At 67.1% G+C, this 14,845-nt stretch carries 15 protein-coding genes and 2 tRNA genes; 7 read left to right on the top strand and 10 right to left on the bottom strand.

Translation table 11 applies throughout. From position 1 onward, the window contains the following. Nucleotides 1–3: 3 nt before the first annotated feature. Complete coding sequence (locus AWB95_RS05175) at nt 4–954, bottom strand: thiamine-phosphate kinase (RefSeq protein ID WP_274520125.1); 951 nt, start codon at nt 952–954, stop codon at nt 4–6. 49 nt (nt 955–1,003) lie between these two features. On the opposite strand from AWB95_RS05175, the gene AWB95_RS05170 reads away from it, so the two are divergent. Beyond that, nucleotides 1,004–1,528: a DUF3515 domain-containing protein gene (locus AWB95_RS05170; protein WP_238600931.1), complete on the top strand. Its 525-nt coding sequence runs from the start codon at nt 1,004–1,006 to the stop codon at nt 1,526–1,528. Nucleotides 1,529–1,649: 121 nt separating this feature from the next. Here AWB95_RS05170 and AWB95_RS05165 read toward each other — a convergent pair whose 3' ends face one another. After that, entirely contained in the window at nt 1,650–2,759 is a 1,110-nt protein-coding gene (locus AWB95_RS05165) for a D-alanine--D-alanine ligase family protein (RefSeq protein WP_062541500.1), read from the bottom strand. A gap of 25 nt (nt 2,760–2,784) precedes the next feature. After that, nucleotides 2,785–3,786 (bottom strand): NAD(P)H-dependent glycerol-3-phosphate dehydrogenase, encoded by a 1,002-nt coding sequence (locus AWB95_RS05160; RefSeq protein ID WP_062541501.1) that lies wholly within the window; start codon nt 3,784–3,786, stop codon nt 2,785–2,787. A 72-nt stretch (nt 3,787–3,858) separates the two neighbouring features. Between AWB95_RS05160 and cofC the strand changes: the two genes are divergently transcribed. The 3 genes from cofC (at nt 3,859) to mutT1 (ending at nt 7,781) form a co-directional block, all read left to right on the top strand. Then, nucleotides 3,859–4,512: a 2-phospho-L-lactate guanylyltransferase gene (gene cofC / locus AWB95_RS05155; RefSeq protein WP_062541502.1), complete on the top strand. Its 654-nt coding sequence runs from the start codon at nt 3,859–3,861 to the stop codon at nt 4,510–4,512. Nucleotides 4,513–4,575: 63 nt separating this feature from the next. Then, the gene (locus AWB95_RS05150) at nt 4,576–6,780 is read left to right on the top strand and encodes an RNA degradosome polyphosphate kinase (protein ID WP_062541505.1); all 2,205 of its coding nucleotides are present in this window, start codon (nt 4,576–4,578) and stop codon (nt 6,778–6,780) included. A 68-nt stretch (nt 6,781–6,848) separates the two neighbouring features. Next, nucleotides 6,849–7,781 carry an 8-oxo-(d)GTP phosphatase MutT1 gene (mutT1, locus tag AWB95_RS05145; protein ID WP_062541506.1) on the top strand — a complete coding sequence of 311 codons (933 nt, stop codon included), beginning with the start codon at nt 6,849–6,851 and terminating at the stop codon, nt 7,779–7,781. 65 nt (nt 7,782–7,846) lie between these two features. Here the strand turns inward: mutT1 and AWB95_RS05140 are convergent, their stop codons facing one another. The 3 genes from AWB95_RS05140 to leuC form a co-directional block, all read right to left on the bottom strand. Continuing rightward, nucleotides 7,847–8,482 (bottom strand): HU family DNA-binding protein, encoded by a 636-nt coding sequence (locus AWB95_RS05140; RefSeq protein WP_062541503.1) that lies wholly within the window; start codon nt 8,480–8,482, stop codon nt 7,847–7,849. Between the two features lie 199 nt (nt 8,483–8,681). Then, a complete protein-coding gene (gene leuD, locus AWB95_RS05135; RefSeq protein WP_062541504.1) occupies nt 8,682–9,278 on the bottom strand; it encodes a 3-isopropylmalate dehydratase small subunit in 597 nt (198 codons plus the stop codon). Between the two features lie 27 nt (nt 9,279–9,305). Beyond that, nucleotides 9,306–10,718: a 3-isopropylmalate dehydratase large subunit gene (gene leuC / locus AWB95_RS05130; RefSeq protein ID WP_232315758.1), complete on the bottom strand. Its 1,413-nt coding sequence runs from the start codon at nt 10,716–10,718 to the stop codon at nt 9,306–9,308. 24 nt (nt 10,719–10,742) lie between these two features. On the opposite strand from leuC, the gene AWB95_RS05125 reads away from it, so the two are divergent. Together AWB95_RS05125 and AWB95_RS05120 are read left to right on the top strand one after the other, a co-directional pair. Beyond that, nucleotides 10,743–11,444, top strand: coding sequence for an IclR family transcriptional regulator (locus AWB95_RS05125; RefSeq protein WP_085167739.1), 702 nt, complete (start codon nt 10,743–10,745; stop codon nt 11,442–11,444). A 103-nt stretch (nt 11,445–11,547) separates the two neighbouring features. Then, on the top strand, nt 11,548–12,048 hold the full coding sequence (locus AWB95_RS05120) for a pyridoxamine 5'-phosphate oxidase family protein (protein WP_062540963.1): 501 nt from the start codon (nt 11,548–11,550) through the stop codon (nt 12,046–12,048). A 35-nt stretch (nt 12,049–12,083) separates the two neighbouring features. On the opposite strand, the gene AWB95_RS05115 is transcribed toward AWB95_RS05120, so the two are convergent. The 4 genes from AWB95_RS05115 to AWB95_RS05100 all read right to left on the bottom strand — a co-directional run bounded on the left by AWB95_RS05115 (nt 12,084) and on the right by AWB95_RS05100 (nt 14,637). Next, nucleotides 12,084–12,156, bottom strand: a tRNA-Glu gene (locus tag AWB95_RS05115). 72 nt (nt 12,157–12,228) lie between these two features. Continuing rightward, a tRNA-Gln gene (locus tag AWB95_RS05110) sits at nt 12,229–12,300 on the bottom strand. Nucleotides 12,301–12,391: 91 nt separating this feature from the next. Next, on the bottom strand, nt 12,392–13,846 hold the full coding sequence (gltX, locus tag AWB95_RS05105; protein ID WP_062540964.1) for a glutamate--tRNA ligase: 1,455 nt from the start codon (nt 13,844–13,846) through the stop codon (nt 12,392–12,394). Next, nucleotides 13,843–14,637, bottom strand: coding sequence for a fumarylacetoacetate hydrolase family protein (locus tag AWB95_RS05100; protein WP_062540965.1), 795 nt, complete (start codon nt 14,635–14,637; stop codon nt 13,843–13,845). Before AWB95_RS05100 ends, gltX begins: the two co-directional genes overlap by 4 nt. Nucleotides 14,638–14,675: 38 nt before the next feature. Between AWB95_RS05100 and AWB95_RS23230 the strand changes: the two genes are divergently transcribed. Further along, nucleotides 14,676–14,831 (top strand): hypothetical protein, encoded by a 156-nt coding sequence (locus tag AWB95_RS23230; protein ID WP_157011591.1) that lies wholly within the window; start codon nt 14,676–14,678, stop codon nt 14,829–14,831. Nucleotides 14,832–14,845 lie beyond the last annotated feature (14 nt).

Below are 14,845 nucleotides of genomic sequence, written 5' to 3'. Positions count from 1 at the left end.
GCGTCACCTTAGCGAGCCGAACGATTCCCAGCCCGCGTATCCCTGCCACTCCGCGCCGTCGACGAGCACCCGCGCCGGCCCGTCCAGCACCCGGCCGATGACGCGCCATCCATCCGGGACCGGCCCGGCGAACGCGGCGACCAGCGCGTGGTCTTCTCCGCCGCCGAGCACCCACGACCACGGGTCGGTGGCCATCGCGTCGGCAGCGCCGCGCAGCGCGTCACGATCGGATGTCAGCGCGGCGGTGCTCAGGTCCACGCCGACGCCGGACGCCTCGGCGAGGTGACGCAGGTCGCCGACCAGACCGTCGGAGACGTCGATCATCGCCTGCGCGCCGGCCTCGGCGGCTACGCGGCCCTGCCCGTAGGGCGGCTGCGGCACCAGGTGACGCCGTCGGAAGTTGTCGAAGTCGCTAATTCCGTTGCACCACAGGGCATATCCCGCCGCCGACCACCCGAGTTCGCCGGTCACCGCGACCGCCGAGCCAGGTCGAGCCCCGGAGCGCAGCACAGGGGCGCGGCCGGCCAGATCGCCAAGCACGGTCACCGACACCACCCACTGCGGGCTGCCCACCAGGTCTCCGCCGGCGATGCCGGCGCCAACTCGCTCGGCCTCCTCCCACATGCCGTCCGCCAGCGCGTCGACCTCCGCCACCGGAGTCTCGGGCGGCGCCCCGAAGCTGGCGACGAACGCGGTGGGCCGCGCGCCCATCGCCTCGATGTCGGCGGCGTTTTGCGCGATCGCCTTGCGGCCGACGTCGTGCGGCGTCGACCAATCCAGCCGGAAGTGCCGGCTCTCGACCAGCATGTCCGTCGACACCACAACCCGACCGTCGTCGGCCCGGACCACGGCCGCGTCGTCACCAGGACCCAGCGCCACCGTGGGCGGCTGGCCGCGGCGACGCACCAGCCGGCCGATCATGCCGAACTCGCCGAGTTCACCCAGCGTGCTCACATCGCCTCCCGGCGGGTACGTTCACCAACGACTCCGGGAGTGTACGCACGTGGACAACAACGAGGGCCCGCCGCGCGCCGTGCTGATCGCCGCGCTGCTGCTCGCCGTCGGCGCGATCGGCGCAGTGCTGGCGATCGCGGCCACCCGCCACCCGGCGCAGGAACCGGTGGCCATCGCCGCAGTGCCCGCGCCGCAGGCACAGAATCCGGCTTGCCGAGCACTGCTGGAGGCGCTGCCGCAGCGACTCGGCGACTATCAGCGCGCCGCGGCCGTGCAGCCGGCACCCGCCGGCACAGCCGCCTGGCGAGCCCGGGATGAGCCGGTGGTGCTGCGGTGCGGACTCGACCGTCCGGTCGACTTTGTCGTGGGTGCGCCGATCCAGGTCGTCGACGGCGTGCAGTGGTTCGAGGTTCGCCAGGACGACCGATCGACCTGGTACACCGTCGACCGGCCGGTCTATGTGGCGCTCACATTGCCGCCGGGCTCGGGGCCGACCCCGATCCAGCAACTCTCGGACGTCATCGACCAAACGATGCCGGCCGTGCCGATCAGCCCCGCCCCGCCGCCGGGCTAACCACGGCCTCGGTCATCGAGTGTGCGTCCTTGGATTCCACTGTGCGTCCAGGGCGGAAGAATCGCGAATTTCCCGCCCTCGTCTCACTCTCGGCGCCGTAACCGCACACTCGGCAACGGGTTCAGCGCAGACCGGTGCCGCGCGCCAACGCTGTCTCGACCATCGTCGCGAGCAGGGTGGGATAGTCCACACCGCTGGCCGCCCACATCCGCGGGTACATCGAGATCGTGGTGAATCCGGGCATCGTGTTGACCTCGTTGACCAGCGGCCCGTCGTCGGTGAGAAAGAAGTCCACCCGCGCCAGGCCCTGACAGTCGATCGCGCGGAACGCTCGAATAGCCAACTCGCGCACCGCGTCGGCCACCTCGTCGTCGATCTTGGCGGGCACGTCGAGTTCGGCGGCGTCGTCGAGATATTTGGTCGCAAAGTCGTAGAACTGGTCTTCGCGTCCGCGCACGCCGGCCACCCGGATCTCCCCGATTGTGCTGGCTTGCACTGTGCCATCGGGGAATTCGAGCACCCCGCACTCCAGTTCCCGCCCGGCGACCGCGGCCTCGACGATCACCTTGGGGTCGTGCCGGCGGGCGTCGGCGACAGCTGCCGGGAGCTGATCCCAGGAGCTCACCCGGCTGACCCCGATCGACGAGCCGCCGCGCGCCGGTTTGACGAACACCGGCAGCCCGAGTCGCTCGCGTTCGGCGACGTCGAGCGTGGGCTGTGACGGCCGCAGCACGGCGTACGGGCCCACCGGAAGCCGCTCGGCCACCAGGAGCTTCTTGGTGAACTCCTTGTCCATGCCCGCGGCGCTGGCCAACACCCCGGCGCCGACATAGGGCACGCCGGCCATCTCCAGCAGTCCCTGAATGGTGCCGTCCTCGCCGTAGGGCCCGTGCAACACCGGGAAAACCACGTCGACGGACGCCAGCACGTCGGGGTCGCCGGGCGACAGCGACACCAACTGACCGGCCCGCTGCGGGTCGGCCGGCAGTGCCAGCTCGGTTCCCGACGCCGAGCTCACCCCGGGGAGCTGCCGGTTAGTGATCGCCAACTTGTCCGGGTCGCCGTCGGTGAGCACCCACGAGCCGTCCGGGGTGATGCCGACAGCGGTCACGTCGAATCGTTGCGGGTCCAGGTTGCGCAGGATGCTGCCCGCCGACACGCAGGAGATGGCGTGCTCGTTGCTGCGTCCGCCGAACACGACGGCGACGCGGATACGGTCTCGAGCACTCACAACCTAGAGAGGCTACCCGGCGGCTTTACTCCGGCTTGGTGCTGCGGCCCAGCAGCAGCAGCACCGCCTCGCCGACGGAGAGCCCCTTGTGACAGACCCGGTGCACGGCGTCGGTGAGCGGCATCTCGACGTCGTAGCTCGAGGCCAGTGCCAGCACCGATTCGCACGACGTCACGCCCTCGACGACGTGGCCGTCGGTGGCCTGCAGCGCGGATTCCATCGTCCCGCCGCGGCCGAGGCGCTCACCGAAGGAGCGGTTGCGTGATTGCGGCGAGGTGCAGGTGGCCACCAGATCGCCCACCCCGGCCAGCCCGGCCAGTGTCGCGCCTTTGGCGCCGACCGCGATGCCCAATCGCATGATCTCGGCCAGCCCGCGGGTGATGATCGCCGCGGCGGTGTTTTCGCCCAACCCCACTCCGGCCGCCATCCCGCACGCCAGCGCGATCACGTTCTTGCAGGCACCGCCGATTTCGGTGCCGATCACGTCCGAATTGGTGTACGGGCGGAAGTACCCGGCGTTCAGCGCGCGCTGCAGCGCGACGGCACGGCCGGAGTCGGTGCATGCGACGACGGTGGCGGCAGGCTGTCCGTCGGCGATCTCGCTGGCCAGGTTGGGCCCGGAAACCACTGCCACCTGCGCGGGGTCGACGCCCGTCACCGCGACGATCACCTGGCTCATCCGCATCAGCGTGCCCAGTTCGATGCCCTTGGCCAGGCTGACCAGTGTCGCGCCGTCGCGGAACAGCCCGGCCCAACCCTCGAGGTTGGATCGCATGGTCTGCGCCGGCACCCCCAGCAGCACCGTGGATGCGCCGCCCAGCGCCTCGGCGGCGTCGTCGGTGGCGCGGATGCGCGGCGGCAGTTGGACACCGGGCAGGTAGCCGGAATTGCATCGGGTGGCGTTGATTTCGTCGGCGACATCGGCCCGGCGCGCCCACAGGGTGACGTCGACGCCCGTCTCGGCCAATACCTTGGCCAACGCGGTGCCCCACGCGCCGGCGCCCATCACCGCTACGGCGCCCTCCATGCCGCTCCTTTGCCGTCGAGCCTCGTTGATGCGGCAACATTAGCCTGGACCCGGCTTTGGCAGGATGAAGCAATGAGCGGCAAGCGGGCCGACACCGCTGGTGATGTCGGCTTGATCATTGCCGTCAAGCGCCTGGCGGCCGCGAAGACCCGACTGGCGCCGGTGTTCTCGGCGCAGACCCGGGAAAGTGTGGTGCTCGCCATGCTGGTGGACACCCTGACTGCGGCCAGCGCTGTCACGTCGCTGCGCTCGATCACGGTCATCACACCTGACGACGCGGTGGCGGCCGCCGCGGCAGAGGCGAGCGCCGACGTGCTGTTCGATCCGACTCCGGACGGTCATCGCGACCCGCTGAACAACGCCATTGCCGCGGCCGAACAGGCGGTTTCCGAGTTGACGCCGAATATCGTTGTGCTGCAAGGGGATTTACCGGCGTTGCAGACACAAGAGCTCGCGGAGGCGGTCGGCGCCGCACGCGGCTATCGGCGCAGTTTCGTCGCCGACCGGCTCGGTACCGGAACGGCGGCGCTGTGCGCGTTCGGCAGCCCGCTCGATCCCCAGTTCGGCCCGGATTCCGCGGCGCGGCATCGCCGTTCGGGCGCCATCGAACTGACCGGGGCATGGCCGGGACTGCGCTGCGATATTGACACGCCCGACGATCTGAAAGTTGCGAGGCGACTCGGCGTGGGGCCGGCGACCGCCCGCGCGATCGGCGGCCACCGATAACGCTGAGGTAAACAGCACACCAACTGCGCATCGATGTGGGCCGGCTGGTGGCAGCACCACCCGCTGATGAGTAATGATCGCAGGGTGACCGAAACAGAAGCCAGGGAAGCCACCGCCGCCGCCGAGGCGCGGCCCGACGAAACGGTGTGGCATCCGGGTGACTCGGCGCCGGGGGCGCCGCCCGCCGCAACCGCGGCCGTCATCGAGGATCAACTCCCCGAACACCGCTACCTCAATCGGGAACTGAGCTGGCTCGACTTCAACGCCCGAGTGCTCGCACTGGCCGCCGACACGTCGCTGCCGTTGCTGGAGCGGGCCAAGTTTCTGGCGATCTTCGCCTCCAACCTTGACGAGTTCTACATGGTCCGGGTCGCCGGCCTCAAGCGCCGCGACGAGATGGGCCTGTCGGTGCGCTCCGCGGACGGACTGACCCCGCGTGAACAACTGCGTCGCATCGGCGAGCAAACCCAGCAGATCGCCAGCCGGCACGCGCGAGTCTTCCTCGACTCGGTGCGTCCCGCGCTCGCCGAAGAAGGCATTCACGTCGTCACGTGGGCCGATCTGACCGAGGCCGAACGCAACACGTTGTCGATCTACTTTCACGAGCAGGTCTTCCCGGTCCTCACACCGCTGGCGGTCGATCCCGCTCACCCGTTCCCGTTCGTCAGCGGACTGAGCCTGAACCTCGCAGTCACCGTGAAGCGACCCGACGACGGCGGCACCCACTTCGCCCGAGTCAAGGTGCCCGACAACGTCGATCGCTTCGTCGAACTCGACGGTCAACGCGCAGACGGCACACCGGAAGTCCGGTTCCTGCCGATGGAAGAACTCATCGCGGCGTTCCTGCCGGTGCTGTTCCCCGGGCTGGAAATCGTCGAGCATCACGTATTCCGCATTACTCGCAACGCCGATTTCGAGGTCGAAGAGGACCGCGACGAGGACCTGTTGCAAGCGCTCGAGCGGGAACTGGCGCGTCGGCGGTTCGGCTCGCCGGTGCGGCTCGAGGTGGCCGACGACATGACCGACAACATGTTGGAGTTGCTGCTGCGCGAACTCGACGTGCATCCCGGCGACGTCATCGAGGTGCCGGGGCTTTTGGACCTGTCGTCGCTGTGGCAGATCTACGACCTCGAACGTCCGGCGCTGAAGGATCGGGCATTCGTGCCGGCCACTCACCCCGCGTTCGCCGACAGGGAAACGCCCAAGAGCATTTTCGCCACACTGCGCGAGGGCGATGTGCTGGTGCACCACCCGTACGACTCGTTTTCCACCAGCGTGCAACGGTTCATCGAGCAGGCGGCCGCCGACCCCAACGTGCTGGCGATCAAACAAACGCTGTATCGCACGTCGGGTGATTCGCCGATCGTGCGGGCACTGATCGACGCCGCCGAAGCCGGCAAGCAGGTGGTGGCGCTGGTCGAGATCAAGGCACGGTTCGACGAACAGGCCAACATCCGATGGGCACGTGCGCTTGAACAGGCGGGCGTGCACGTGGTGTACGGGTTGGTGGGCTTGAAAACGCATTGCAAGACTTGCTTGGTGGTGCGCCGCGAAGGATCGGCGATCCGGCGCTACTGCCACGTCGGGACCGGCAATTACAACAGCAAGACGGCGCGGCTCTATGAGGACATCGGTCTGTTGACCGTGGACCCGGATATCGGTGCGGACTTGACCGACTTGTTCAACTCGCTCACCGGCTACTCGCGCAAGCTGTCTTACCGCAATCTTTTGGTGGCGCCGCACGGTATTCGCACCGGCATCATTGAGCGCGTCGAGCGTGAAGTCGCCGCGCACCGCGAAACCGGTGACGGCCGGATCCGGCTCAAAATGAACGCGCTGGTCGACGAGCAGGTCATCGACGCGCTCTATCGCGCGTCGCAGGCCGGCGTGCGCGTCGAGGTGGTAGTGCGCGGAATCTGCGCGCTGCGCCCCGGGATGAAGGGGTTTTCCGAAAACATCGTGGCGCGCTCGATTCTCGGCCGGTTCCTGGAGCACTCGCGGATCCTGCATTTCCGCGCCATCGACGAGTTCTGGATCGGCAGCGCCGACATGATGCATCGCAATCTCGATCGGCGGGTCGAGGTGATGGTTCAGGTCAAAGACCCGCGGCTGGCCGCACAACTCGACGACATCTTCAACTCGGCGCTGGATCCCGCGACCCGATGCTGGGAGCTCGGGCCGGACGGTCAGTGGACCGCGTCGCCGCAAGAAGGTCGCACGGTGCGCGACCATCAGGTATCGCTGATGGAGCGACACCGCAGTACGTGACCGAAATCCCCGTCCCGACCTTCCGGCCGTTGTGCCCGGCAGGCCCGAATTGACTTGCAGGAGTGTGGGTGTCGACACAAACCTCGCCGAATCGCACGGCGGGTAAGACCGTTTGCGCGGCCGGTGCCGTGCTGTGGCGGCCCGGGCACCGCGAGTCCGCGCCCGAGGTTGCGCTGATTCACCGGCCCCGCTACGACGACTGGTCGCTGCCCAAAGGCAAAGTCGATCCCGGCGAGACCGAACCGGTGACCGCGGTGCGTGAGGTCTTCGAGGAGACCGGTCACCGGGCGCACCTTGGCCGGCGCATCACGACGGTGAGCTACCCGATCGAACAAGGCACCAAGAAAGTACGGTACTGGGCGGCATGCAGCCTCGGCGGCAGCTTTACCCCGAATGGCGAAGTCGACGACTTGGTCTGGTTGCCGGTTTCCGCCGCAGCCAAGAAGTTGAGCTATTCGCAGGATCGAAAGGTCTTGCGCCGGTTCGCCAAATTTCCGGCGGACACCCAGACGGTGCTGGTGGTCCGGCACGGCACCGCGGGCAGTAAATCTCGATTCAAAGGTGACGACACCAAGCGGCCGCTGGACAAGAAGGGCCGCGCGCAGGCCGAGGCACTGGTTGGTCAGCTATTGGCATTCGGCGCTACCGACGTGTACGCCGCCGACCGATTGCGTTGCCACCAAACCGTCGAACCGCTGGCCGAAGAGCTGGGCGTGGTCATCTGCAACGAACCCACGCTGACCGAGGAAGCCTACGCGGACAACCCGAAGCGCGCCCGGCGCAGGGTACTGCAGATCGCCGCGCTGAAACGCACACCGGTGATCTGCACGCAGGGCAAGGTCATTCCGGATCTGATCGCCTGGTGGTGTGATCGCGACGGCGTGCGGCCGGATAAGTCCCGCAACCGCAAGGGCAGTACCTGGGTGCTGTCGCTGTCGGACGGGCACCTGGTAGCCGCGGATCACATCGGCAGCGCACTGGCCACCAACGTCGTGACCTAGCACGCAGATTCGCCGCGGCCACCACCAGGACGGGACCGCGACGAATCAGCGTCTATGTGGTTGTGTTACCGGCGACCGCGCCGCACGGTCGCCTTCTTGGCCGGCGACTTCTTGGCAGCAGTCTTGCGGGCCGGCGCCTTTGTTGCTTTCCTGGCGGTCGACTTCGTCGCCTTCCTGGCGGTCGACTTGGTGGCCTTCTTAGCAGGCGCCCGCTTGGTGGCGGCCTTCTTGGCAGCCGTCCGCTTGGTCGCAGCCTTCTTGGCCGGCGCCTTCTTTGCGGCGGCCTTGCGGGCCGGCGCCTTGCTCGCGGCCTTCTTAGCCGCCGACTTGGTGGCCTTCTTAGCAGGCGACTTCTTCGCCGCTTTGCGTGCGCCACTCGCTGTCACACCACGTTTCACGGCAGGTCCTTCCGCTGGGAGGCGCTGTGCGCCAGAGACAACCGCTTTGAATTGAGCACCTGGACGAAATGCCGGCACCGACGTCGGCTTCACCTTCACCGTCTCACCCGTGCGGGGATTGCGAGCCACCCGTGCTGCGCGGCGGCGTTGTTCGAATACGCCGAAGCCGGTAATGGTGACGCTCTCACCCTTGTGCACCGCCCGCACAATCGTGTCGACGACGTTCTCGACGGCGGCGGTGGCCGATCTACGATCCGAGCCCAATTTCTCTGTGAGTACGTCGATGAGCTCCGCTTTGTTCATGCAAACCCTCCGAAACCAGTGGTCCTTGTTGGACCGACTAGTGGACACGGTAAACCCTGACACCACTGATTTCCAAGAGCCACGCGCAATTTCAATGGCTTCTGGCGAACTTTTTTGGAAACCGGTTGCCGCCCTTGGCCGGTGGCCAGCCCGTCAAATAGTCGCGGCACGGGCCCGCAATTCGGCTTCGATCGAGGGCTCAGGAGGCGGGCGAAGTGCGCGGTTTCCAGGTTTGGCGCGACGCCTCGAAAGACTCGATCTGGTCGAGTTTTCGCAGCGTAAGGGCTATATCGTCAAGTCCTTCAGCCAGTCGCCAGGCCGTGTAGTCGTCAATCTTGAACGGCACCACCACCGTTCCCGCGGTCACATTCCGATCTTGAAGATTGACAGTGATTTCCAGCCCTGGGCTTGCCTCGATGAGCTTCCAGAGCAGTTCCACATCATCTTGGGCGACTTCGGCCGCCAACAGCCCCGCCTTGCCCGCATTGCCGCGAAAAATGTCGGCGAAGCGGGATGAGATGACCACCCGGAATCCGTAGTCCATCAGTGCCCACACCGCGTGCTCGCGCGAGGATCCGGTGCCGAAATCGGGTCCGGCGACCAGTACTGAACCCCTGTCGAATGGGCTGAGATTCAGCACGAAAGAGGGGTCGGTGCGCCACGCCGCGAACAATCCGTCTTCGAAACCCGTTCGGGTTACGCGCTTCAAATAGACCGCGGGAATGATCTGATCGGTGTCGACATTCGACCGCCGCAACGGCACCCCGATGCCGGTGTGGGTACGAAACGCTTCCATGCGCTGATCTCCTTCTGGGTGCTCTGCTCAGTCCAAGTCGGCCGGCGCGGACAGTTTTCCGCGGACCGCGGTCGCCGCGGCCACCGCCGGCGACACCAGATGCGTGCGGCCGCCCTTGCCCTGCCGCCCTTCGAAATTGCGGTTGGACGTCGCCGCGCACCGTTCTCCGGGCCCGAGCTGATCCGGGTTCATCCCGAGACACATCGAGCAGCCGGCCTGCCGCCACTCGGCGCCCGCGGCGGTGAAGATCTCCGCCAGCCCTTCGGCTTCGGCCTGCGCCCGAACCCGCATCGATCCCGGCACAACCAGCATCCGCACGCCGTCGGCCAACTTTCGGCCACGCAACACGTCGGCAACCGCACGCAGATCCTCGATGCGACCGTTGGTGCACGATCCGACGAACACGGCATCCACCGCGATATCCCGCATCGGGGTGCCCGGCCGAAGGTCCATGTACGCCAATGCCTTCTCGGCGGACTGACGCTCGCCCTCGTCGGTCATCAGCTCGGGATCCGGAACCGCGGCTGCCAGCGGCACACCCTGGCCCGGATTGGTTCCCCAGGTGACAAACGGACTCAGCGACGCGGCATCAAGATAGACCTCGCTGTCGAATTCGGCGCCGTCGTCGGTGCGCAGCGTCTCCCAATACGCCAGTGCGGCATCCCACTCGGCGCCGGTCGGGGCATGCGGGCGGCCGCGCAAGAACTCGTACGTCGTCGCATCCGGTGCCACCATTCCGGCGCGGGCACCGGCTTCGATGCTCATGTTGCAGATCGTCATCCGGGCCTCCATCGACAGCGATTCGATGGCGCTGCCGCGGTATTCGATGACGTGGCCCTGGCCGCCGCCGGTGCCGATCTTGGCGATCACCGCCAGGATGATGTCTTTGGCAGTCACACCTTGCGGCAGCTCGCCGTCGACGTTGACCGCCATCGTCTTGAACGGCCGCAACGGAAGCGTCTGGGTGGCCAGCACGTGTTCGACCTCTGATGTCCCGATTCCCATTGCCAATGCACCGAATGCGCCGTGGGTCGACGTGTGGCTGTCGCCACAGACGACCGTCATACCCGGCTGGGTCAATCCCAGCTGCGGTCCGACTACGTGCACGATGCCCTGCTCGATGTCGCCCATCGGATAGAGCCGGATGCCGAATTCCTCGCAGTTGCGCCGCAGCGTCTCGACTTGGTTGCGTGACACCGGGTCGGCGATCGGCTTGTCGATGTCGATGGTCGGCACGTTGTGGTCTTCGGTGGCAAGCGTCAGATCGGGCCGGCGCACCGGGCGGCCCGCTAATCGCAGTCCGTCGAAAGCCTGTGGGCTGGTGACTTCATGCACCAGGTGCAGGTCGATGTAGATCAGGTCCGGTTCGGTGCCGTTGCCTGACACCACCACGTGGTCGTCCCAAACCTTCTCGGCCAGCGTGCGCGGCCTTGCTCTCACATTCTGAGACGATAGTATCTCCATGTGAGACAGGATAGCGGCATCGGCGTCCTCGACAAAGCCGTGGGGGTGCTGCACGCCATTGCGGAATCACCCTGCGGGTTGGCCGAATTGTGCGATCGCACCGGGCTGCCCAGGGCGACCGCGCACCGGTTGGCCGTCGGCCTGGAAGTTCATCGGCTGCTGGCGCGCGACGGCGGGGGTCGGTGGCGGCTCGGGCCGGCGGTGAGCGAGCTGGCCGCGCAGGCCACCGACCCACTGCTGGCGGCCGGCGCGGCGGTGCTGCCGCGGCTGCGCGAGCTCACCGGCGAGAGTGTGCAGCTGTACCGACGCGACGGCAGCTGGCGGATCTGTGTGGCCGCCCTGGAACCGCCTGCGGGGCTTCGCGATACCGTGCCGGTCGGCGCACGGCTGCCGATGACCGCTGGGTCGGGCGCCAAGGTGCTGTTGGCCTACAGCGACGCCGCCACCCAGCAGGCCATCCTGCCGTCGGCGAAATTCAGCGAACGTGCGCTGGCGGACGTGCGTCGCCGCGGGTGGGCGCAGAGCGCCGCCGAACGCGAGCCCGGCGTCGCCAGTGTGTCAGCGCCCGTGCGCAACAGTCGCGGTGAGGTAATCGCGGCCATCTCGGTGTCCGGACCGATCGACCGGATGGGCCGACGGCCGGGCGCGCGCTGGGCCGCCGACCTGTTGGCCGCCGCCGACGCACTGACGCGCCGGCTCTAGTTCTTGTGGCGAGCAGACACAGAATCGCATTGCGCCGCGCCCTCGCGTGCGATTCTGCGTCTGCTCGCGGGGCACCCCAGGCCACCTGACACACTTTCAAGCCATGGGAACCAACCAGCGCGCACAGATTGTCATGTCCGAGGCGGAGATCGCGGACTTTGTCGCCACCAGCCGCACCGGCACCTTGGCCACCATCGGGCCCGACGGGCAGCCGCACCTGACCGCGATGTGGTACGGCGTGGTCGACGGCGAAATCTGGCTCGAGACCAAAGCCAAGTCACAGAAGGCGGTCAACCTGCGCCGCGATCCGCGGGTGAGTTTTCTGCTGGAGGGCGGCAACACCTATGACACGCTGCGCGGGGTCTCCTTCGAAGGTGGGGCCGAGATCGTCGAGGATCCCGACGCAATCTTCCGGGTGGGAGTCAGCGTGTGGGAGCGCTACACCGGCCCCTACACCGACGACATGAAGCCCATGGTGGACCAGATGATGAACAAGCGGATCGCGGTGCGCATCGTGGCCCGCCGAACTCGGTCGTGGGATCACCGCAAGCTCGGCCTGCCCGCGATGCCGGTAGGCGGTTCGACCGCGCCCGCCGCGGTCTAGGACGGACGCAAAGCGTCTCCTCGCCGGTGGAAAAGTAGCCCCGATGGGATTCGAACCCACGCTACCGCCGTGAGAGGGCGGCGTCCTAGGCCGCTAGACGACGGGGCCTGAACTGATCCGAGCTGTCAGCATAGCTCACAGCCGGATGCCCACCTAATTGCTTGTGGTGGACAAACTTTGCTGGGGTACCAGGACTCGAACCTAGAATGGCTGAACCAGAATCAGCTGTGTTGCCAATTACACCATACCCCATTGCCGTCCTAAAACCGCTGGTCAGAGTTCTGCACTGCCATCACTGCCAGCCGCCCGAGGACCGACGTGCAGACTACCAAAATATCCGGCCTCAGTGCTCAGCCGCTGCCCGCAGCCGCTGCAGGCTTCTGTCGCGCCCGAGCAGCTCCAGCGATTCGAACAGCGGCGGGCTGATCGACGCCCCGGTGGCGGCCACCCGGACCGGGCCGAACGCCTTACGCGGTTTGAGGCCCAGGCCCTCCAACAGCGCGCTTTTGAGCGCGGCCTCGATGCCCGCCGCAGTCCATTCCGTCACAGCCTCGAGGGCCGTCGTGGCGGCGCCGAGCACCCGGCCGGCATCCGGGCCGAGCTCCTTGGCCGCGGCCTTCGGGTCGATGGTGTACTCGTCGTCGTTGAGAAATTTCAGCAGCGCCCACGCGTCGCCGAGCACCACGATGCGGGTCTGCACGAGTCCCGCGGCCACCGCGAATCCCGCGTCGTCGAGCCCGGTGTCGCGGCCGTGCGCGTCGAAGTAAGCCCGCAGTCTGGCGGTGAAGTCGTCGGGGTCGAGCAGCCGGATGTGCTCGGCGTTGATCGCGTCGGCCTTCTTCTGGTCGAACCTGGCCGGGTTGGCGTTGACGTCGGCCACGTCGAAGGCGGCGACCATCTCCTCGATGCTGAACACGTCGCGGTCGCCGGCGATCGACCAGCCAAGCAGCGCTAGGTAATTCAGCAGCCCTTCGGGAATGAACCCGCGATCGCGGTGAGCGAACAGATTCGACTGCGGATCACGCTTGGACAGCTTGCGGGTACCTTCGCCCAATACCGTTGGCAAGTGCGCGAATTCAGGCACACGATCGGCGACGCCGATGCGAATCAGCGCCTGATACAGCGCAATTTGGCGCGGCGTCGACGGCAACAGGTCTTCACCGCGCAGCACATGGGTGATTTTCATCAGCGCGTCGTCGACGGGATTGACCAAGGTGTACAACGGATCCCCGGTTGCCCGGGTCAGCGCGAAGTCGGGGACGACGCCGGCCGCAAAGCTCGTCGGTCCGCGCACCAGATCGTTCCAGCCAAGGTCCTCGTCGGGCATCCGTAGCCGCACCACGGGTTTGCGCCCCTCGGCCAGATAGGCCGCCCGCTGTTCTTCGGTCAAATCGCGGTCGAAGTTGTCGTAGCCCAACTTGGGGCTGCGGCCGGCCGCGAGATGGCGCGCCTCGACCTCTTCCGCAGTCGAAAAGGCCTGGTATGCCTCACCCGCGGCGAGCAGGCGATCCACCACGTCGCGGTAGATGTCGCTGCGCTGCGACTGCCGGTACGGGCCGTACGGGCCGCCCACCTCGGGGCCCTCGTCCCAATTGAGTCCGAGCCAGCGCAGTGCGTCCAGCAACGCCAGATAGCTTTCTTCGCTGTCGCGTTGGGGATCGGTGTCTTCCACCCGGAAGACGAACGTGCCGCCGGTGTGCCGTGCGTAGGCCCAGTTGAACAGCGCGGTGCGAATCAGCCCGACGTGCGGGACGCCGGTGGGCGACGGGCAGAACCGGACCCGCACGCCTTTGTTCACGACTTTCCTTTGCGCACAACAGGGTTGGTCAACGTACCGATTCCCTCCACGGTGATGCTGACGGTGTCGCCGTCCTCGATCGGTCCGACGCCTTCGGGTGTGCCGGTGAGAATGAGATCACCTGGCAGCAGCGTCATCACGGCCGAGATCCATTCCACGATGGCGCCGACGTCGTGGATCATCATCGAGGTGCGGCTGCGCTGTTTGACCTGCCCGTTGACCTCGGTGCACAGCTCGAGATCGGAGGGATCGACGTCGGTGACGATCCACGGGCCGACCGGACAGAAGGTGTCGTGGCCCTTCGCCCGCGTCCACTGGCCGTCGGACTGCTGTTGGTCGCGGGCGGTCACGTCGTTGGCGATGGTGTAGCCGAGGATGCTGCCGGCTGCCCGGTCGGCGCTGACGTCCTTGCAGGGCCGGCTGATGACCGCGGCCAGCTCCCCCTCGAAATGAACCGGTGATGCGTTGGCGGGCAACCGAATTGGCACATTCGGTCCGATGATGGCGGTGTTGGGCTTCAGGAAGATCACCGGGTCGGCGGGGCCCTTTCCCAAGCCGCCCATCTCGGCGACGTGCGCCGCGTAGTTCTTGCCGACGCAGATCACCTTGCTGGCCAGCATCGGCGCCAGCAGCCGCACATCGGCCAGCGGCCAGGAGCGACCGGTGAACGTCGGTGTGCCGAACGGGTGTTCGGCGATTTCGCGGGCAGTCATCCCGGTCGGGTCCTGCGGCTCGCCTTCGATGCTGACGAAAGCGACGCCGTCCGGGCTGGCGATTCGGCCAAGGCGCATTCGTTGGATGCTAGCGATCGCCGGGACGGCGCCCACCGGTGACCATCGCTATCCGCTGGCTGCGTCCGGGCGCGACGCGGCTCGGCAAAGAATTCGGGCAGTGGTCGCGGCGGCGTTTCGTCGGCCGGAGCCTGCGCGAGACCGGCGGCGACCGTAGCTATCGCCGCCGCGACGCGTTGGCCGCCGCGGGCTGAGACCTGCACCATGG

This window comes from Mycobacterium celatum, assembly GCF_002101595.1.
Taxonomy (GTDB): Bacteria; Actinomycetota; Actinomycetes; order Mycobacteriales; family Mycobacteriaceae; genus Mycobacterium; species Mycobacterium celatum.
Note: the sequence above shows the minus strand (reverse complement) of the source record. Positions and strands in the feature narration are given on the sequence as shown.